We start from the raw sequence: 20,134 nt of genomic DNA, 5'->3' as shown, positions 1-20,134 counted from the left end.
TCACTCACCGCCAAGTGACAGCAAAAAATACACCTGCGCTGCTATAGCATTTCTGAACACTTTAAGGCTCAATGACTCATTCGGACTGTGAGCGTAAGTTTTTGGATCTTCAACGCCTGTAACAAGAAGACTCATTTGCGGAAATTCACTCTGAAGCATAGACACTATCGGAATAGAGCAGCCAATGCCAATCAAGGCTGGGCGTTTACCCCATGCCTCTTCCATAGCGCACCGCATTGCCTTAAGGTATTTGTCACCGGCAACTGCTCTATAGGGCTCCCCCGCTGTTATATCAAAAACTTCAACGCGCGCATTGAAAGGCGTGTTATTTCTTAGGTGCTGTTCAAGTAAGCGCGACGCCTCTAAAGTGCCCTGACCCGGAGAGATACGCAATGCCAACCTGGCCTGAGTGCTCGGTTGAAGGGTATTGCTAGCAAGGTCAACATTCTCCACATCCAGGCCGATAATAGTGATTGATGGGGCATGCCACGTCCTTTCAGAAATAGACCCTCTGCCCACGAGGCTAACATCCGGCAAAACACCAACCTCATTGCGCAGGGCTTGTTCTGTAAGTTCAAAATCAGTCAGAACAGATGAAGGATCTGTTGTTTTCAAACCCTCTATTGCGACAGACCCACTATCGTCATATAGTGAATTCAATAAACGTATCATAACCATTAGCGCATCGGGAACCGCGCCACCTAAGCCGGAGTGAGCAGCATGAGAAAGGGTTGTCACACGGACAGTTGCCCCAATAGACCCTCTGAGGGAAACCGTAATAGCCGGTGTGTCTTCGTCCGGATTACCAGAATCGGCAATAATCGCAACATCAGCATCGAAAAATGATCTCCTGCTTTTGAGAAGTTTGGGGAAATTTGGAGAAAGTATTTCTTCTTCACCCTCTATAAACACCCGAACACCTATTTTTGAGTTCAGGGTCTTTAAAATCCGCACAGACGCGAGGTGCATGGCAATGGCGACCTTATCATCAGCAGCCCCCCTGCCATACAGCCTGCCATCACGCTCGTCCGGAGAAAATGCGGGAGTAACCCATTTATCTGGATCACCTGCGGGTTGGACATCATGGTGTGCGTACAATAGGACAGTTGGATAGCCCGGGGCAGGTGCCTTCTGTGCGAAAACAGACGGAATCCCGCAATGATCCACAACCTCTACGCAGTCAAAAAAGTCCGTATCAACAAGAAGCGCGCGAATTCTCTCAGCGCTCTCAAAAAGAACAGACCTGTCAAACCCCGGCCACGCGACGGTCGGAAACCTTATGAGTTCTTTTAAATCCCTTAGAGCCTGCGAGTACTCTCTATCAAGATCATCCTTATGCATATAAGTATTCTAGATCCACACGGGACGAAATAATAGAGTAGCTCATTGCCTAATTTTTACTGCCTAATTTTTCTTACCCAAGTATAGTTATTTATTGAAATGTGGATTTTAGAAATTAACTGTTTTAGGCCTTGACTAAGGGAAGGGCAACGCCCAAGAGGCGAGAGAGTGAAAGGAAAAAGAAGAACCCCGTTATACCGAGGGACAGAAAAGAAGCTGCAAGGAAAGCCCGAGAAGACCTCAAACAAAAGAGACAGCTTGCCCGGCAGGGCTACAGAGAAGGGGACGAGCGCTATTTGCCCCTGAGAGATCGTGGGGTTCAGAAAAAACGTGTTAGAGAATATGTTGACTCGAATATCTTTGTCTCCGAGTTTTTAATGCCGGTTATTCTGCTAGTTCTTGTTTTGAGTCTTATACCCTCCATAAGATTGCAAATATTTCTTGAATATTTCCTAATAATTTTGTTTGCTGTGCTTCTGACAGAAAGTACACTTTTAGCTTTCAGGATAAAAAGGGTGTTGTCAAGAGAATTTAGCACCTTTGAAAAGGGTGTTAGGTTATACGCCATAAGCAGAATGGTTGTTATACGCCCCTTGCGCATGCCGAAAACCAGTGTAAAACTGGGCTTAGTATTTGGTAAAAGAAAGGGCTAACTTACAAAAAACAAAATGACCAATAACGAGATAATTGCAGCAACCGACGGATCATCACTCGCCAACCCGGGGCCATCCGGCTGGGCTTGGTACGTCGACGAAAATACATGGGACTCTGGTGGATGGGATATTGCAACAAACAATATTGCGGAGCTAACAGCGGTCAGAGAACTTCTTATCGCTACAAGGCATACCGACAGGCCAATTCTGATTCTGTCAGACAGCAAATATGTTATTAACTCGCTCACAAAATGGGTTTACTCCTGGAAAATGCGTAAATGGCGTAAAGCAGACGGAAAACCGGTTCTAAATCAAGAAATAATTCAGGAAATAGACAGTCTGATGGAAAACCGGAATATAAGAATGAGCTGGGTAAATGCGCACACTGGACACCCTCTCAATGAAGCGGCAGACTCACTTGCCAGACAGGCTGCAAACAACTTTTCTACTCGGAGCGCTCACATTCCGGGGCCTGGCTGGACAGAACGCTCAGCAAAATAGGTATAAGTGATAAATAAACGCCATCGCGTAGCCAGAAGAAACATTACTCTCACAGCCATCAATAAATCGCATAACGGGGCGACACGGTATAACAGGGCAACACAATAAATGCGATTAAGACCTGAGACGACTAAGATCGCGATTTATATTTGACGCCCAATATGGACCGTTATACACAAAAGCTGTGTATCCCTGCACAAGATCAGCGCCGTACTCGAGCCTCTCTAGGACATCGGTATAATCCCATACGCCACCGACTGAGATAATACAAAACTTATTCTTTGGAAGGTCACGACGAAGTATTTTTAACATCTCAAGCGATCTTTCTTTTAGCATGGGGCCTGACAAACCACCATGAAGACTTGAAAATTCATTCGGAAGACCGGTTCGCTTGGTAGTTGTATTAGAAGCAACAACACCCGCAAGTCCGAATTCTTTCACGAGCAGCGCAATGTTTGTTACATCACTATTACTCAGATCTGGAGATATTTTTATCAGAACAGGCCTTTTAAACCTGTCGGCAATAGGTTTCACCGAACGTAGTATTTTGTTTAAATTTCCGACACTCTGCAGGGTGCGCAGGCCCTCTGTGTTAGGGGATGAGACATTTATCACCAAGTAATCTGACACATCTGCTAATAGCTCAAAGGATTTAACATAGTCCTTCGCCGATTCCTCAAGAGGGCACACCTTGCTCTTTCCTATATTCACACCTATTATTGGAAGACGCCTACCGCTTTTTCTAACTTTTAAGATATTTTCACGCATTTTTTGTGCACCGGGATTATTGAATCCCATACTGTTTATAAGCGCCTTCTGGGACATAACCCGATGAATTCTTGGTTTTTTATTACCCGGTTGTGGGTGCAAAGTAACCGTTCCAACCTCAACATGCCCAAAGCCGAGACTGTACAGCGGAATAACAAGATCAGCAAATTTGTCAAACCCAGCAGCAATGCCGAGTGGGGTATCAAAATAAAGCCCCATAGATGTGGTCCCCAGATGTATATGAAATCTCTGCGGCACAAACATGCCCAATCCAGACTTTAGAGCAACCGCGGCAATTCTGTGTGCAAGTTCTGGATCCACACACTTTAGAAAATTCAAAAAATATGAATACACTCGATCTTACTGATTTTTCAGCCTCTCTACAGCCCTGGAAAAATCTTCCAGAGAGTCAAAATCTTGATATACACTAGCAAACCTTATGTAGGCAACCTGGTCAAGCCTCAAAAGCTCAGGGAGTATTGCAAGACCGATATCATTGGAATCAACCTGACTATTACCCGATGCACGCAGGCTCTCTTCAACCCTCTGAGCTAAAACGGCAAGATCAGCCTTTGTTACAGGGCGACCCTGGCAGGCCTTATGCACCCCGGTTACAACCTTCTCCCTCCTAAATGGCTCGGAGGTTCCATTTCGCTTTATAACGGTAAGACTTGCAGTTTCAAGGGTGCTAAAACGCCTCTTACACAACTGGCATTCACGGCGACGCCTTATGCTTATGCCATCCTCAGATGTCCTGGAATCTATAACCTTTGTATCATCAGACCGGCAAAACAGACAGCGCATCTACAATAAAAGATACTTTCTCTCGGCATTCATCTCGCGAGACTCAATACCGGTCAAAGTATCCTCTATTTCGCGAAGAACCTTGCCAACGGCAATTCCAAAAACACCCTGACCCTTTGCTAAAAGATCAATAACATCACTATTAGACCTGCATAGATAGACACTTACACCGTCACTCATAAGGGTTACAGCCGATAAATCCTTCAAGCCCGCGGAACGAAGCTGCTCAACGGCAACCCGAATCTGTTGGAGGCTTATACCAACATCAAGAAGCCGCCTAACAAGCTTCAGCACAAGAATATCTTTGAAATCATATATCCTCTGACTGCCAGACCCACTAGCCTCCTGAACTGTAGGAATCAAGAGGCCTGTTCGGGCCCAATAATCCAGCTGCCGGTACGTGATACCCGCAACACGGGCCGCAACAACGCCTCTGTACCCAGCCCTCTGCCGCGCCTCAGCAAGATTTCCAGACAAAGCAACTCCTCGATTTACAAAAGATCCTGTAGAAACTTTAGCTTAAGAACTGGCCAAATCTTTTGGATCAATCTTAGATTTAGAACTTTGTAAAAAATCTTTTTTAACCTGAGATACCAGTATTGCCTGAATTACCTGCATATTATTGAGGAGCTCACAAAATGAATGTTCAAGCAACCCCTCATCCTTCCTTACACGCAGCGGAAGAACAGCGTTATGAGAAAGCAGGTACTCTTTATCAACGGTTTTTTTAAGAAATGTCAGATGCTTGGGTGAAATCCCCATTTTCTTCAGAGCTGCAAGGCAGACCAATAGTTTGAGAGTATCCTGCCCGTAACACTCTGATGGCTTGATAAGCGAATGGGTTACGGCCTCTGTAAAAAGAGTTGCCGGAACACCAGCACGAGATACAAGCTCCTCACGCCGCATAGAGACACCCGAAGTAGTCGAAAGAGCAATATTTGCCGAATCAAGGCGGGAGCGAATAATCTTGAGCGGAAGATATTCGTCGCGCTGCATCCGCAGTATAACCCTTATTCTTTTGACATCAGCAGGATAAAACACCCGGTAGCCGGCAGATGTCCTGGGCGGAATAATAAGCTTCTGCTCTTCTAAAAACCGCAGTTTAGATGATGTGACATCCGGAAATTCTTTTTTCAAGATGGACAAAACCTGACCAATGGTAAATGGACGATCAGTTTTTTCTTGCGCAGAAGACAAAATACCTAGCCTTTCAGGGCCTTTGAGGTAAAAAAGGTTAGATGAAACTTACCAATTTGCACCTCGAAGCCATCACACAGAACAGCATTGTCAACTCTTTGCTGCATAACAAAAGTACCGTTCAGGGAACCCAAGTCAACAACTCTAAAAATATCACCGTCGCGTTTGAATTCTGCATGACGCCTAGAAACGGTAACATCATCAAGAAAAATATCAGAGGCCGGATGCCTTCCGGCAATAGAAATTTGCGTATCAAGCAAGAACCGGGAGCCCGAATAACCACCACGCCTGATAATCAACAGCCCCGCCCCGGGCGGCAGAGCTGAAATTACCTGGCGCTCCTCATGGGTAAGAGGCTGTGAATAAGAAAGAGCAGCACTGAGATTAACAAGCGTTGTCTCGCCCTCAGGCACATTAGACACAGAAACCCCCCTCACGCAGGAGAAAAACCCCTAGGTTTTGGCCGGACAAAAAAACACCCATATAAGTCGACGCGACTCAAGAACAATAGAAGAGGTAAAGAGAATAACAGAGAAAAGAACCTGCTCAAGCTTGAATTCCCAAGAAGGATACAGACCAGAAAAAGCCAGAGTTGCAAGTGCAATTAAGGGTGCTATTTTTGCAAAAAGCCTCAATCTACCAAAAGCCCACACATACCCCAAACGGGCCCTAAGCACAAAATACAGGGAACCCAGGGAAAGGCATAAAAGCACCGCAGATCTGTAGGCCGATACGGGATGCACAAACAGGCCAGACAATGAATACACAAAAAACCCGAATGTCAGCAAGAGATCAAACAAAAGAAGCAGCAGGACAACCTGAAGCCTTTTATTCGCAGAAGAATCGAGGGCAACACGAGCAGGCCTGCCGCCACACAAGCGGTCAACAATCCGAAAAAAACCATCCACCCTCAAATCCACAACATACAGAAGTCTATCACTGCCGTATGTTGCAGATATACCCCATCGCATTCAACTAGACAAAATATGTTTCACAGGCTCACCGATGCACTTGGGCCGAAGACGAATGACTGCCCTGTTACAGATACAGGTGAGGCAAACGGTTGTCCGATTGTTAGGGTGTACTACAACAACAGGGGTTGTGGGACCTGCACCGTTTGAAAATACACCAACAGCAAACTTTTTCCACAAAATTTCTTTCAAGAAAAACTGAGTGCACTCAGTCTACGTAATATGTAGACCTGAAATTTTAGGAAAGCGATTGTGGATAACAATGCATGCAAAATTCATCAAACATGTGCAATGCAACAGCTATAAAACGGCAAGAAATTCTGTGAATAACACGGATGATATACGCGGCACAGATTCCTTATCTGTAATCGATAAACCTAACGGTTTACTGTCTGTGGAAAACTTAAAGAAAATTACTTACGCGTATTTCTTAGCCGTTAGTGAAGGAAAGCCGATGCTTGTCAGTAGATATCTAAATCCACTTCTGAGCAGAACACTGAAAAGTCATACAACAGTTGTTTCCAAAATATCACCGGCAGCACAGAGCCTAAAATTCAGGGTTATCACATTAACCGATAAAAGTGCCGATGTACAGATAAGATTCAAAAATCTAATTGGTAACGAAATGACCATAGAGCTCACTATTAGAGAAGATGAAGAATGCGGGCTGATGATAACGCGTGCTGGATTTGGAGTGTGAGCCTTGACACTAAGAATCCCCCATTACACACACAAATAAGAACACATATGCTAAAAACTATCGGCCTAGCTCACTGCTGGGGCTTCTGGTGCGGAGACATTAAAACTACTGTAATGCCCGGGAATGGATAACAGCTTTTCAAGCACTTTTGCTTTTAGTTTGCTGTTTTGAAAACTACCCCAAAACACGGTTTTAGTACTGTTATCAAGTTTGAGATTTATTCCCGATGGGGTCTCGGCAGAAATGAGGTCTACACGTTTTTTAAGGGCATCTGGAATATTTGCAATTACCCACCCAAGGGAAGCAACAAGCTGCTCTTGATTACCATCTTTCACATCAATTCTTACCATTCCCAATGGGGGACTTTGGGTTACCTTCAGCGAAACGCCGTCTTCATCCAGCACATGAAAGCCGTCCGGTCTCTCTAAAAAGGCGAGCGGCACACGTTCGGAGACTCTAACAAGTATCGCCCCTGGGGGTTTGGCTTCCACTGTAACCTCCTTTAGTAACTTAAATTTAGCCAGCTTTTTTCTAACAGTTTCCGGATCAACAAAGGCAAGCGGTTTGTTAAACTCCCCGCGAAGAGCGGCCACTATATCATCGGTCTTGACTTGCATATTGCCAGCCACTCGGATACTGCGCAGAGACATAACTGGTGAATAAGCCGAAAGCATACAGAACAGTAGAAAGACAGCGCATGCAAGCAGGATAAACCTCCTTATAATCTTTGTACGTATCTTACAGACCCTCTCGTAATCTTTGCGCTGCTTGCGGCAATAAAGAAAGTTCTGATAGGCATTATCTATAACTGTCATTATCTAAACCGTCACCGAATTCGCACTCATCTTGCCGATCTAAGCTGTTCGACAATACTTGGAATTATCTTATAAACATCTCCGCAACCAAGTGTGATAACTAAATCACCATCGCGCAAGAATTGCCTAAAAAAACTCAATGTGTGATCAAATCCTTCAAGCATCACGACATTGCGTTTATCTCTATATGCATCAAAAATAATCTTCGCATCTACTCCAGGAATTGGTGACTCACGTGCTGCGTAAACCGGCAGGATAATTGTAAAATCAGCACAATTTTCCAAAACAGATGCAAACTCCCTGTGTAATGCCGCGGTTCTCGAATATAAATGGGGTTGAAAAAGAGCTATAAGCCGCGTATGCTGCACGCTGCGAATTGCAGTTAGAGCTGTTCTTATCTCCCTCGGGTGGTGAGCGTAATCATCGAAAATTTTTATTCCATCTTTCCCGCCTGAATCAAAGTGCAACTCAAGCCTTCTTCTGGTTCCGCTAAAAGATAGAATTGCCTCAAGCGACTCAGAGATTCCGTATCCGAGACACAATAGAACTGACAGCGCGGCACAGGTATTTACCGCGTGGTGCTCCCCAAAAAGACCTTTGAAACCTGCATTATAAAAGCGGCCCTCATATAAAACCGTAAATCTTGCTGGATTCATGCAGCCCATCTCATAAAGACAAACATCCGCCGACCTATTCTTACCAAAAGTTATTACCCTCTTTGAGGGTCCTCTAGAACCAGAAGACTGCAATAGTTTGCTTGCGATCTTTATACATGCCGCATCATCAAGCGAAATAACCGCTGCATCGGACGAACGTAATGAAAAGTCAAAAAAACTGCCTTCCAAAGCAGATTGCGAGCCGTAATAATCCACATGATCCATACTGATATTGTTCACAACTGATATATCCGTGTCGTAGAAAAGAAAAGAGCCATCAGACTCATCAGCCTCGATGACAAACAAGTCATTTAATCCCAAAAGTGCATTTGCTGAAAAAAAATTCATGTATGACCCGTTTGCAACACCGCATTTATTGCCCAGTACATGGAGGGCAGTTGCAATCATGGCAGTTGTCGATGTTTTTCCGTGAGATCCCGCAATGCTTATAAGTCTTTTTCCTCGGGTGATCCACTTAAGGGCAAGAGATCTGTGTAACAGATTAATGCGGGCACGTTCTGCGTACGCGTACTCCGGATTAGAGCTATCTATAGCCCCCGAATAAACAAATGTATCAACACCCTCAAGCATTGCTGGATCATGTCCAACTTTTACAATTGCACCCGCCTGGGAAAGTTCAGAAAGTGTTATCGAATCACTTCTATCAGTACCAGATACAGAAATACCAAGCTGCAGAAAGAGCCTTGCAACTGCGGACATACCAGAACCGCCAATACCACAAAAGTGAGCTCTATTTATTGATTCGGGAAGGGGTACGTCCTTCGCATAAATCCCCATGCCTAAGAGGAAAGTGCGAGCTCAATCAGGCTCGCAGTATTTTGGGCAGCATTACAGATAGCAAACCGTTTTGCCGCAATGGACATTGCCTCACGCCGTTCATCGTCAGTCATAAGCTCTAGGAGCTCGTCTTCAAGACGTATCTGAGAAAGATCATTCTCCTGAATAATACGCGCTGCGCTCTCCATATGAGAGACATTGCGCCTCTGTTCACCATTACCAAATGGATAAGGGATATATATTGCCGGGATACCAAAGGTGCACAACTCTGCAACTGTACTGGACCCCGCACGACTAACAACGAGGTCAGCTGCAGAAAGGGCGTAACCCATACTGTCCATATAACGCACAGAGCTATAATGAGGCATGTTCACATCAATAGAATCGCCGTATCCGGTTATATGCAAGACTTGCCATAAATAATTCTTCTCATCGCATAACTTGAGCACCCTGGGCAACGCCGCACGCATATGCATGTTAATCTTCGCGCTGCCCTGTGAGCCACCAAAAACAAGAAGAAGTTTTCTCACCGGGTCCAACCCAAGCTTCTCCTTTGCCAAAACAGGATCAAAAGAAGCCGCCGCGGTAAGATCGCGCCTAATCGGAGTTCCAACAAGTTTTCCGCACGGTAAGGCACCTATCACAGAAATACCCACACACTTTGCAAAATGCGCAGCAAGAAGATTTGCCAACCCAGGCCTGGCATTCGACTCATGCACTACGTATGGAATATTTAGGCTGATCGCAGCGGCATAGGCAGGAGCTGCCACATATCCCCCAAACCCGACAACCACTTGAATCTTGTGCTCAATAAGAATCGATCTAACAAGCTTGACGGAAGAAAAAAACTTAAAGGGAAAACACAAGATATGTCTACTGGTCCTCCTGGGAAAGGGCAACTTCGGTATCGTAAAAAAATCGATACCCGAATTTGGTACAAGGCGACTTTCAATCCCCTCAGATGTACCAAGCGCAAATGTAGCATGACCAGATACCTTCAGCACATCTGCGAGCGCCAGCAGCGGATTTACATGCCCCGCAGTTCCGCCGCCTGCTAATAAAATCCTACTCATTATACGCGACTAGACCTGCGGATGAGCCCCAGAACAAGCCCAACAGCCATCATAGATGTTGTAAGGGCAGAGCCTCCGGCAGAAACAAAGGGTAAGGTAACCCCCAAAACCGGAAAAAACCTTAGAACAACCGCGATATTTATAAGAGCCTGCCCGACAAGCCAAAACATTACACCCCCGATAATAGACCTCGCAAAAAGATCATTTGCATCTCTTGCAATCCTCACCATAGTAATAGCCAAAAAAAGAAACAGCAGAATGAGGGAAATTGAACCAACAAAGCCTAACTCTTCACCAAGAATTGCAAAAATATAGTCACTTGTAGCAGACGGAAGCCAATTCCACTTCGCCACCGACCTGCCTAAACCAACGCCCGCAACATTTCCATTTGCAAGAGCCCACACTGATTGTATCGGTTGCCAACATAGCGTCAAATAATGCTGGTCCACTTTGTCACAGCTTATATTCAAGAAATTCAATATTCGCCCCATTCTATTCGGACTCAAAGTGGCGGCCAAAAATACTATTCCAGAGAATACGCCAAGGGGAAATGCAAGACTGATCATAGGAATATTGGCAAAAATCATAACCCCAAAGAAAATAATCACAATAATCAACACATTCCCAAGGTCATTGCCAAGAAATACCAGTCCACAAACCGCAAGAATTACAACAAACGACGGTATAACACCCTTTGACAAATCACTCGAAGTACTGCGTCTCTTCGTCAGGCCTGTTGCAAGCCACAGAATCACCGCAAGCTTCAAAAGCTCAGACGGCTGTAATGTAATCGGACCAAATCTTAGCCAATTTGTATTACCCCCACTGTTTACGCCAAGTGGGGACAGCACAGCAGATTGCAAAATGCACGCAGCAATGAGAAAGATATTACTAAATCGGAAAAAAAACTGCTCGGGCAGAACCGAAATGGTAAACATTAGTAAAAACCCGATAACTGTGTAAATAATCTGGCTTATAACCGAGCGAGCACCATCATCACTGACGCCTGTAGATGCCGATATAACCATAACCAGCCCAATTGCATTCAGTGCGAACACATTGGCCAATAATAAAAAATAATTTGCTGATATGAGCCTATTATGCTTTGTCATTATTTACGCTTGACAAGATCTTTCACGGCATTTATAAAACAATTGCCTCGATGCTCATAGCTCTCAAACTGATCAAATGATGAACCACCCGGTGACAGTAGTACGGTATCACCAGGAGTGGCGAGCAGATCTGCGGCGGCGACGGCTTCTGACATCGGATCATTTGAATCGGGTATGCATACAATCTTCTTGCACTTTATGTTCCCCACAAAGGATTGATTTTTGCCGATTACTACAACAGCCTTTATTGTTTCATAAAACCTGTCGAATATACCAGAAACATCAACACCCTTCATAAGGCCGCCAAAAATCAAAATTACTCTGGAAAAATTCGAGAGAGATGCAATAACTGCGTGTGGATTGGTTGCCTTTGAGTCATTTACCCACATAACCCCCATCTCTTTTGCGACCACTTCGGTCCTATGAGGTGATAGGCAAAACTCATCCAATGCCCGGGATATCGACAACGGGTTTGTTTCAACCGACCTAGCCAGAGCTACAGCACAAAGCACATCGGAAATAATATGCCGCATCGATAATTTGTTTTTTTCAAGTTTTTCCACACTTGTAATCTCAAGTGCACTGTCTTTTCTCGCGGATAAAAATGCCCTATCGCACAGAATTCCATCAACGATTCCAACCTGGCCCACATCTGGCACGCAAAGACCGAAACCAATTGCCCTAACATTTCGCGCAACACATGCTTGTTCAACCATTTTCTTTGTCTCTTCATCATCTAGGTTGTACACACAAAAACCTGTTGTGCCGTGGTAAACACGAGACTTTGCACAGTAATACAATTCCTTTGCGCCGTGCCATTCAAGGTGGTCTTCATCAAGATTCACACAAGCAGAAGAAAAACCCTTAACCGCACCATTTCCGTGCATCGGGAGCAGTGAGAGCTGAAAACTGGACAGCTCAACAACAAGATAATCAAACCCCTTGGGGTTTCTTACGGCATCAAGAACTGGAGTGCCAATATTTCCGCAGACAGCAACCCGCGCACCGTCTTTAGCAAGCATACTGCCCGTAAGTAGAGCAGTTGTTGTTTTGCCATTCGTGCCTGTAATCAATATCCATGGACAAGTATTGACTTTGTCCCTGACGCGCCATGCAAGCTCAATCTCACTCAATATGGGGATCTGCCTGTCACGTAATCGTTTAATCACGGGATTATCAGGAGAAATACCAGGCGAAACCACGATAAAATCAACATCTACCTCGCACAATTCGTCAAGATATGCACACACATATCTTGCACCAATCGCATCAAGAAGCTTGTTATACCGCGTATGCTTTTCCGGGGCATATACAGTAACATCAACACCCAGTTCACGTAATGAATCGGCGGCGGCAAAACCTGAAACCCCAATCCCCAGAATTGCCGCAGAAAGACCTTGCCAATCTGAATACCAACTTGTAAGCCCCTCAACCCTCGACATTTCAAGTCCCCTGCGCAAATCTTTCAAGTCCCCTGCGCACTTCATCTCTGAGAGAATACGGAATTTTCTTCCCGAGGACATCAAGATAAGGATCATCGCCAAAACCAGAGCATAAAACGGTGTCATCGGATCTAGCAATATCAATTGCCGCCAAAACAGCCTGTGTCATAGAGGGTATCTGCTCTACTTGCCTTCGAGGACCTTCAACTCCGTCAAGAATCATGCGTCTTATTTCTGCTGGATTTTCAAAGCGGGAATGCCCGTCAGTTATAAACAATTTGTCACTGTAAGCTCCGCAGAGCTGCCCAAGATGCTTACGCTTTGAGGGATCCCTCTGACCATCGGCATTAATGATTGTTATAAGCCGACCTCGAGTTATCGATTTGGCTGCAACAAGCGCTGTTTCAACCGCATCCACAGTATGTCCATGATCAACAATTACTCGCGGACTGTTTCCTGTCTGAAAAACCTCCATTCGACCTGGTAAAACCATTTTTAGACCGCCGGCCTTACGTAGAACACTGTCAATTCTTTCTATATCGATACCAAGATTACAAAGAATAACTATTGCCATACATGTATTTAAAGCAAATGCTTTACCGAGCAAACTAATACTGCTTTCAACGCGGTAACCGCTCGGAGAGATAAGCGTAAATCCGAATGACAACCCAACTCTACGAACGCTTGCCTGCCAGAATAGCTTGTGGTCCAACCCGTATTTTGTGTTTTCTGAAATAACCGAAGCACTGCAGCCCGTTTCTTTAAAAAGACGTATCCCGTATGGTGTATCAATATTGATAACCGCACTGTTTGACCTCTTATTCAAAAACAAAGCCTTTTTTGCTTGATAATAAGCCTCCATATTTTTGTGCTCTTCCATATGCTCTGGGGTAAGATTGGTGAACGCAGCAACTTCGAGAACAATGTCCCCGAGCCTGCCTCGATTTATTGCGTGCGAGGAAGCTTCAAGGGCAAAAAAGTCCGCCCGTGCCTGTTTTGCGGTGAAAATACGAGCATATAGCTGGCATAGTTCTGGGGTTGTTAGACAACTGTCAGACTCTGAAGCGGAACTGCCTATTGTCGTGCTAATGCCACACGAAATGCCCATCATTTCAAGCAGCTTGGCAGCAATATGCATTGTGCTTGTTTTTCCATTTGTCCCGGTAATTCCGAAAATGCGAATATCATCGATCGGATACACTCTCTTTGCTAGCACGATAAGATCTGAACGAGGAGAATCTGTAACAAGAATCGGCGTACTGCGTGTTGGTAAACAATCAGACTGCATGATATGCCTGCCTTTATTGTCAGTCAGCACCGCGGCACAGCTTTGTACCTGATCTAGAAATTCAACTCCGTGACGAGTTTTACCCTGAAACGCAACGAATATATCATCCCGTTCAACACTCTGAGCGATTTGTGTTATCCCGGATACAAACCTATCTGAGAACTGATTCGAACAATCGGTAAGGCGCACACCTGTTTGTTTTATTAGATCAGATAATCTGTATGGTTTACCCTGCAAAGTCACGAATATAGCCAATCCGCATAAAATAAACCAATACCAAGGGCAGTGAATAAACCTGCAATTATCCAAAAACGCACAACAACAGTGATTTCAGCCCAACCTTTTAGCTCAAAATGGTGATGTAAGGGACTCATAAGAAAAATCCTGCGTCGATACTTCTTGTAGAAAGCAATCTGCAAAATAACAGAGCCTGCCTCTATAACGAACAAGCCGCCCAGCACAAGAAACAATAACTGGGTGTGGGTAAGAATACTCAAAGCAGCAGCCGCTCCACCAAGCGCAAGTGCACCAGTGTCACCCATCATTATCTTGCTCGGATTTGTATTCCACCATAAAAATCCGAGCAATGATCCCAGTATTGCTGCGGCAAGAATCGACATATCAAGCGGCCCATTTACCGAATAACATTTTGATATATTTTCCAGTGGAAGGCTTTTTCTTGCGCAGTTTTGACCAGACTGCCAAAATCCAATAACTACGTATGCAAGCATTGTGAAAATCATAGCGCCGGCAGCGAGCCCATCCAGACCGTCTGTAATATTTACTGCATTCACAGACGAAACCGCAATAAGATTTATCCAGAGAAGATATAGAATCCATGCAGAAAACACGCCAATTATCCCTAAGCTAAACAGTGCGGAAAAATTAATCCCCGTATCACGCGCGAATGAAATGGACATACTCGAATGAGGGATGCCTCTTGCGTCCTTGACAAGAAAGGTAAGGAGGGCGAATGGCACCGCAATAAAACTTTGTAAAACAACTTTATAGAAAGGACCCAGCCCTCCACTGTGCTGCTTTCTTACCTTTAGGATGTCATCCAGAAAACCAACAAGACTCATTCCAACAAACATAAAAATAACAAGCAGTCCCGAAGGCTCTACACTGAGCCCTAAGAAAAAATTTGCCAGAAAATAAGAAATAATCGATGCAACAACTATTACAAGACCACCCATGGTTGGTGTGCCCCGTTTAATTGCGTGTTGCCTTGGGCCATCAAGTCGGATAAACTGACCCCAACCAATTTTCCTAAACAGTCTTATAAAAAATGGGGTAGTAAACAGTGTGAATGTAATACCGAATGCAACGGCAAGCAAAATTGCAATCATCCCGCAAACTTGCCTGCTTTGTGCTTTACACTCTCCACGAGGCTAGAAAAATTCTCCGCATTTGAGGCTTTGAAAAGAACTATATCTCCTGGAGAAAATAAATCAAATATCTCATGTTTTGCTGTTTCCAGATCTTCAAACCACACAATCTCCTTATTTGGCACTCCTTTGGCCAATTCCTTAGCTATGAGATACATCTGTTTCTCTGAAACAATAACCAGAAGATTAATGTCTGTGTCCAAAAACTGTTTGACAAGCTGCCTATATACATCTTGTGCCAGCTCCCCCATATCATGTATTCGCCCAAGAACAGCAATACGCCGTTTGGCTAGAGACCCCAAAACAACAAGCGAGTCAAGAGCGCACTTCACCGATTCAAAGGACGCATTGTAGGCATCATGAATAATGGAAAAGTCTCCGAGAGGAATATATTGCATACGCCCATCAATCGGGTTAACCTCTGATATATACCGTGCGCACACCTCAGCGTCAAATCCCAAAAGAACAAGAGTCGACAGGGCAGCCAGAACATTACTGACCTGGTGTTTACCTATCAGTTTAGTCTCAACCTCCACGCTACCCTTTTGATAAGTAACAATGAAACGCGTCTTGATTATATTTGTTTCTACGTGACTCGCCCGAAAATGCGCGCGCTTATCCGTTCCAAAATAATATCGATTTCCAACAGAGAGCCTGGCAATCCTCGGGTCATCATAATTGAGCAATACCTTTGATCCCTCTGGCAGGTCGCGCGCAAGCTCAGCTTTCATTGAACAGACACTTTCTAAACTGCCACTTTTCTCAACATGAGCATGGCCTGCTGATAAGAGAACTGCAATATCGGGCACAGCGATCTTCTTTAAACAATCTATATCACCAGGCTTAAATGCACCGTATTCAAGGACAAGATATTTTGTTAAAGGCTCAATTCTGGAAACAGTGATTGGAAAACCTATTTCATTATTCTGATTACCATGAGTTGCCACAGTATTACCAAATTTTGACAGAACATATGCGAGAACACTCTTGGTTGTTGTCTTACCATTCGACCCCGTGATCCCAATCACCGTAATCGTATCTCTACTGAGACATAGTTTAAAACCTGCAATTGCATGCATGGCTTCTGTGACATTGCCAACAAGTAACTGTGGAAGGTCAATTTCCTGTACACGCGTCACAATTGCAAGGCTTGCACCAGACTGCTTTGCCTGATATAAAAACTCATGCCCGTCGAATTTTGTGCCAGTGTGAGCAACAAAAATATCGCCCTGTGAAATATTCCTTGAATCTATCTTCAGGCGCCCGTTAATTGGCAACAAACTTTCCGATAAAGAGGTGTTGTGCAAAATACCGCCGGTCACGCGTTGAATATCGGCACGCCTGATTAGCATATCTTGCCTTTCTATAAAGGTTTACCGCAGCGCTAATTCTGTGGGCAATGTTGTAGATGGCAAAACTCGATACTTTTTTAAAACATGACTCATAACCTTTTGAAAAACAGGCGCAACAGCGGCTGCTGTATTTTGTTTTGTCTTATACATACTGGTTATAACAACAAATTCGGGATCCTCAGCCGGTGCATATCCGGCAACAGATACAATATAGCTCTTGCCATATTTTCCATTACCAGCAGCCACCTGGGCAGTTCCGGTTTTAGCGCAAATGCGATAACCGGGAATCCTCCATAGGTTATGAAGCCAGCTGTGCCTGTAAACCATCTCTAGCATATTTGATGTTGCAGAGGCAGACTTCTGACTTACAACCCGACCGAACACGCCACTCGTGCCCTTTTTAGATTCAGTCGGCTTATCACCGCAGGATGTAACCATCGAAAGCGGTCTGCGCACACCTCCATTTGCAATTGTCTGATATGCAGAAGCTAATTGCAAGATTGTCGCAGAAATGCCCTGGCCGAACGAGCTTGCATACCGCGTTTGTTGATCCCAAAGCTTGTAATTCCCAAGTAATCCTTCTGACTGAGCAGGAAAGCGCAAGCCCGTAGAGGCTCCAAAACCAAAATTTCTTAGATATCTGTACCTCTCCGCAAGATCAACAGACCTGCTTGCAATCGACATGCCGGAATTAGAGGATGCAACAAGGATACCTGTAAGTGTCATATCCATATCGGCATGGCGCTCATCATCAGAAATATCCACATCCCCAGGTGCTCTAAAGTTATAAGGAACACGGAATCTGCTGGACGGTGTAAGGCCACCTGCGTCCAAGAGAATTGAAGCAGTCACAGGCTTAAAAATAGAACCCGGCTCATACGGATCGGAAAAAGTTCTTGCCCCACGATTGATGGCATCAGTGTCACCAACATTATTCGGATCAACAGTCGGGTAATCAGCCAACGCCAAAACTTTACCGGTTTTTACAGAAACAATCGCCACCATACCCCAGCGCGCTGATTCCAATTCGGAATACTGTTTAAGGATCTGCTGTGTGTACCACTGCAGATCAGAATCAATTGTCAGGGCAAGTTGACCGCCATGTTTTGCGGGCTGAACAACGCGATTGCTCCCGGGAATCGGCACACCATCTGGTGAGGCGAGATAATCTTCTTTTCCGTCATGACCAGACAGACAGTTATCATAGGATAACTCAAGTCCTGCCTGTGGCACTTGATCTATATTGAGGAAACCCAATAAATTACCGGCCACACCGCCAAATGGGTAAATGCGCTTATAGACCCGCTCAAAATAAAGCCACGGAATATTCTCTTTCTCAAGAATTCCCTTTTTATCAACACCAATCGCATCGAATATAACAAGATACTGCGAATTCTTATTTTTTCTAAGTGCATTGGTAACCTTATCGGATATCTCCGCGGGTGTAATTGGAACGACATCGGATATTTTCTGGTACGCAGCGGAAGGAATAACTTTTTTACCATTTGCCCAATAGTCAGATACTCTGCTTGGAGACAGCACAAGTCTGTATTGCGTAAGACTTTCAGCAAGTGTTCTGTTATACGCATCAACTATATTGCCTCTTACTCCGGGTATTACATGGGTTTTTGATCTTTGTAAATACGAGTCTCGCCCAAGCTCTTTGGCGCGGATTATTTGTATATCCACCAACCTTGCCATAAAAACGGATGACAGAAGGGCAACAACAAAAAGAGTTGCAATACCCCGACTTGAACTCCTTTTCATCAGTCTAAATAATAGTCACTCAACAATAAGCAATGTACACTCGAAGTAATTCTGACATCAATTCGTCAATCATCAATTCGTCAATCATCAATTCGTCAATCATCAATTCGTCAATGGCGCGGGAAACAGCATTTGAGACAAAAGCCCGGCAAGCTGTTTCTCATCTACCGTATGAATAACCTTTGGAATCCCAGATAATAAATCATTAGATACAAGATTTCCCATATCAAAACTGTCATTTATATTGACAACAGAAGGCTTACCCAAGACAGAACCATCAGAAAGCCGTAAATATGCCGGATGCATACTGCCGGTCATTCCTAATTCTCTAAGACGCGAAACCAAATACTGCGGTGAACTATAAACAGCTATCTGCCTTTGCGCCTCACTTTTATCAAGCAACAATGTCTGCGACTCATTGCGCAGTTTATTCACGTGAAATGCGTATGATCCACTTACAGAACTCAAAGCCAACTGGGAAATAACAAAGACAACAACAAGAGTTGCTGCAAACATAACCAGCCGCTTATAGCGTATATCAGATACCCTGTACATCATGCGCGGGGCTCGACTATCTGGGCTTCAGCTTGTGAATGAGAATGAACCCGTTCCACCGCCCTTAGATGAGCGCTGCTTGCACGCGGATTATTTGCAATCTCAGTTTCTTTAGGATTTTTCAGATCCTTACCAATTAATTTGTACTCTGGGTCCTTGTTAATATAAAAACCCTTAGGCAATTGACTAACACTCACACTTCTGAACAAGTGTTTTACAATGCGATCCTCAAGCGAATGATAAGACAAAACAACAATCCTCCCACCAACTTGCAAAAGATCCAAGGCTTTTTCAAGTGCCGTTCGCAGAAATAACAGCTCACTATTCACCTCAATGCGCAGCGCCTGAAATACCCTCTTAGCTGGATGCCCCTTTCGGATATGTGGTGGGCAGACATCCCGTATAAGCTGCGACACTTGACATGTTGTAACAAGCTCACTTACCGATCTTGCTTTACAGATTTGTCGAGCAATCCTCTTGGCGTAGCGCTCCTGACCGTAATCCCTAAAAATTCTTATCAAAGCAGTCTCCGAATACCCATTAAGGATTTCCTTTGCGGTGATTTTGTCACTTTCGTTCATACGCATATCGAGGGGGCCAGACTTCATATAAGAAAAACCGCGGTCTGGATTATCAATCTGCATAGAGGACATTCCAAGGTCAAACAAAAACACCTTTGGGTGCAGATTAGATAAATATTTATCGAATTTATCAAAGGTGTCATGTACAAATTTGCAGCGATCCGCAAACCCGGAAAGGCGCTTGCGCGCTAGGGCCAGGGCGTAAGCATCGCGATCAATTCCATAGAGCAACGCCCCTTGAGAGGACATAAGAATTGCCTCACTGTGACCTCCTGCTCCCAGCGTTGCATCAATAAACACATCACCAATTCCCAAAACCGGCTCGATAAGCTGACAGACCTCGCCCAGCATAACCGGCAAATGACCATTCAT

Annotated in this window: 21 protein-coding genes; 3 read left to right on the top strand and 18 right to left on the bottom strand. The window is 44.6% G+C overall.

Annotated elements, in window-relative coordinates:
• The gene (locus tag TWT_RS01475; protein ID WP_011102449.1) at positions 1–1,341 is read right to left on the bottom strand and encodes a dipeptidase; all 1,341 of its coding nucleotides are present in this window, start codon (positions 1,339–1,341) and stop codon (positions 1–3) included.
• Between the two features lie 131 nt (positions 1,342–1,472).
• Between TWT_RS01475 and TWT_RS01470 the strand changes: the two genes are divergently transcribed.
• A complete protein-coding gene (locus TWT_RS01470) occupies positions 1,473–1,994 on the top strand; it encodes a DUF3043 domain-containing protein (RefSeq protein ID WP_011096477.1) in 522 nt (173 codons plus the stop codon).
• 15 nt (positions 1,995–2,009) lie between these two features.
• Positions 2,010–2,495 (top strand): ribonuclease H, encoded by a 486-nt coding sequence (locus TWT_RS01465; RefSeq protein WP_011096478.1) that lies wholly within the window; start codon positions 2,010–2,012, stop codon positions 2,493–2,495.
• 114 nt (positions 2,496–2,609) lie between these two features.
• On the opposite strand, the gene TWT_RS01460 is transcribed toward TWT_RS01465, so the two are convergent.
• Genes TWT_RS01460 through TWT_RS01435 form a run of 6 tightly spaced genes read right to left on the bottom strand, consistent with a single transcriptional unit; the run spans position 2,610 to position 6,235 of the window.
• Positions 2,610–3,617, bottom strand: a complete 1,008-nt coding sequence (locus tag TWT_RS01460) for a quinone-dependent dihydroorotate dehydrogenase (RefSeq protein ID WP_011102448.1) — start codon at positions 3,615–3,617, stop codon at positions 2,610–2,612.
• Positions 3,618–3,623: 6 nt separating this feature from the next.
• Positions 3,624–4,067, bottom strand: a complete 444-nt coding sequence (gene nrdR / locus TWT_RS01455) for a transcriptional regulator NrdR (protein WP_011096480.1) — start codon at positions 4,065–4,067, stop codon at positions 3,624–3,626.
• The gene (locus TWT_RS01450; RefSeq protein ID WP_011096481.1) at positions 4,068–4,544 is read right to left on the bottom strand and encodes a MerR family transcriptional regulator; all 477 of its coding nucleotides are present in this window, start codon (positions 4,542–4,544) and stop codon (positions 4,068–4,070) included.
• A 42-nt stretch (positions 4,545–4,586) separates the two neighbouring features.
• Entirely contained in the window at positions 4,587–5,264 is a 678-nt protein-coding gene (locus TWT_RS01445) for a transcriptional regulator FtsR (protein ID WP_011096482.1), read from the bottom strand.
• A gap of 5 nt (positions 5,265–5,269) precedes the next feature.
• Complete coding sequence (locus TWT_RS01440; protein ID WP_230453814.1) at positions 5,270–5,677, bottom strand: FHA domain-containing protein; 408 nt, start codon at positions 5,675–5,677, stop codon at positions 5,270–5,272.
• Positions 5,678–5,716: 39 nt separating this feature from the next.
• Positions 5,717–6,235 (bottom strand): hypothetical protein, encoded by a 519-nt coding sequence (locus TWT_RS01435; RefSeq protein WP_011096484.1) that lies wholly within the window; start codon positions 6,233–6,235, stop codon positions 5,717–5,719.
• A gap of 262 nt (positions 6,236–6,497) precedes the next feature.
• Here TWT_RS01435 and TWT_RS01425 point away from each other — a divergent pair, with 262 nt between their 5' ends.
• The gene (locus TWT_RS01425) at positions 6,498–6,935 is read left to right on the top strand and encodes a hypothetical protein (RefSeq protein ID WP_237696863.1); all 438 of its coding nucleotides are present in this window, start codon (positions 6,498–6,500) and stop codon (positions 6,933–6,935) included.
• 65 nt (positions 6,936–7,000) lie between these two features.
• Here TWT_RS01425 and TWT_RS01420 read toward each other — a convergent pair whose 3' ends face one another.
• From TWT_RS01420 to rsmH, 11 genes are all read right to left on the bottom strand, one after another.
• Positions 7,001–7,750 (bottom strand): FtsQ-type POTRA domain-containing protein, encoded by a 750-nt coding sequence (locus TWT_RS01420; RefSeq protein WP_011102445.1) that lies wholly within the window; start codon positions 7,748–7,750, stop codon positions 7,001–7,003.
• 26 nt (positions 7,751–7,776) lie between these two features.
• Positions 7,777–9,204 carry a UDP-N-acetylmuramate--L-alanine ligase gene (murC, locus tag TWT_RS01415; RefSeq protein ID WP_011102444.1) on the bottom strand — a complete coding sequence of 476 codons (1,428 nt, stop codon included), beginning with the start codon at positions 9,202–9,204 and terminating at the stop codon, positions 7,777–7,779.
• A gap of 2 nt (positions 9,205–9,206) precedes the next feature.
• Positions 9,207–10,277, bottom strand: coding sequence for a UDP-N-acetylglucosamine--N-acetylmuramyl-(pentapeptide) pyrophosphoryl-undecaprenol N-acetylglucosamine transferase (locus TWT_RS01410; RefSeq protein ID WP_011096488.1), 1,071 nt, complete (start codon positions 10,275–10,277; stop codon positions 9,207–9,209).
• Positions 10,277–11,389, bottom strand: a complete 1,113-nt coding sequence (gene ftsW / locus TWT_RS01405; RefSeq protein WP_011102443.1) for a putative lipid II flippase FtsW — start codon at positions 11,387–11,389, stop codon at positions 10,277–10,279. Before ftsW ends, TWT_RS01410 begins: the two co-directional genes overlap by 1 nt.
• Positions 11,389–12,831: a UDP-N-acetylmuramoyl-L-alanine--D-glutamate ligase gene (gene murD, locus TWT_RS01400; RefSeq protein WP_038103895.1), complete on the bottom strand. Its 1,443-nt coding sequence runs from the start codon at positions 12,829–12,831 to the stop codon at positions 11,389–11,391. The genes ftsW and murD overlap by 1 nt, the downstream gene beginning before the upstream one ends.
• A 1-nt stretch (position 12,832) precedes the next feature.
• Positions 12,833–14,362 carry a Mur ligase family protein gene (locus TWT_RS01395; RefSeq protein ID WP_038105327.1) on the bottom strand — a complete coding sequence of 510 codons (1,530 nt, stop codon included), beginning with the start codon at positions 14,360–14,362 and terminating at the stop codon, positions 12,833–12,835.
• Positions 14,359–15,468 (bottom strand): phospho-N-acetylmuramoyl-pentapeptide-transferase, encoded by a 1,110-nt coding sequence (gene mraY, locus TWT_RS01390; protein WP_011102440.1) that lies wholly within the window; start codon positions 15,466–15,468, stop codon positions 14,359–14,361. The genes TWT_RS01395 and mraY overlap by 4 nt, the downstream gene beginning before the upstream one ends.
• Positions 15,465–16,859: a UDP-N-acetylmuramoyl-tripeptide--D-alanyl-D-alanine ligase gene (locus TWT_RS01385; protein ID WP_011096493.1), complete on the bottom strand. Its 1,395-nt coding sequence runs from the start codon at positions 16,857–16,859 to the stop codon at positions 15,465–15,467. The genes mraY and TWT_RS01385 overlap by 4 nt, the downstream gene beginning before the upstream one ends.
• 21 nt (positions 16,860–16,880) lie before the next feature.
• Complete coding sequence (locus tag TWT_RS01380; RefSeq protein WP_011096494.1) at positions 16,881–18,626, bottom strand: peptidoglycan D,D-transpeptidase FtsI family protein; 1,746 nt, start codon at positions 18,624–18,626, stop codon at positions 16,881–16,883.
• Positions 18,627–18,728: 102 nt separating this feature from the next.
• On the bottom strand, positions 18,729–19,142 hold the full coding sequence (locus TWT_RS01375) for a hypothetical protein (RefSeq protein WP_230453686.1): 414 nt from the start codon (positions 19,140–19,142) through the stop codon (positions 18,729–18,731).
• A 38-nt stretch (positions 19,143–19,180) separates the two neighbouring features.
• The gene (gene rsmH / locus TWT_RS01370) at positions 19,181–20,134 is read right to left on the bottom strand and encodes a 16S rRNA (cytosine(1402)-N(4))-methyltransferase RsmH (RefSeq protein ID WP_011096496.1); all 954 of its coding nucleotides are present in this window, start codon (positions 20,132–20,134) and stop codon (positions 19,181–19,183) included.

Source organism: Tropheryma whipplei str. Twist (genome assembly GCF_000007485.1).
In the GTDB taxonomy this organism is placed as follows: Bacteria; Actinomycetota; Actinomycetes; order Actinomycetales; family Microbacteriaceae; genus Tropheryma; species Tropheryma whipplei.
The sequence above is the reverse complement of the archived record's forward strand: the minus strand, read 5'-3'. Positions and strand labels throughout refer to the sequence as shown.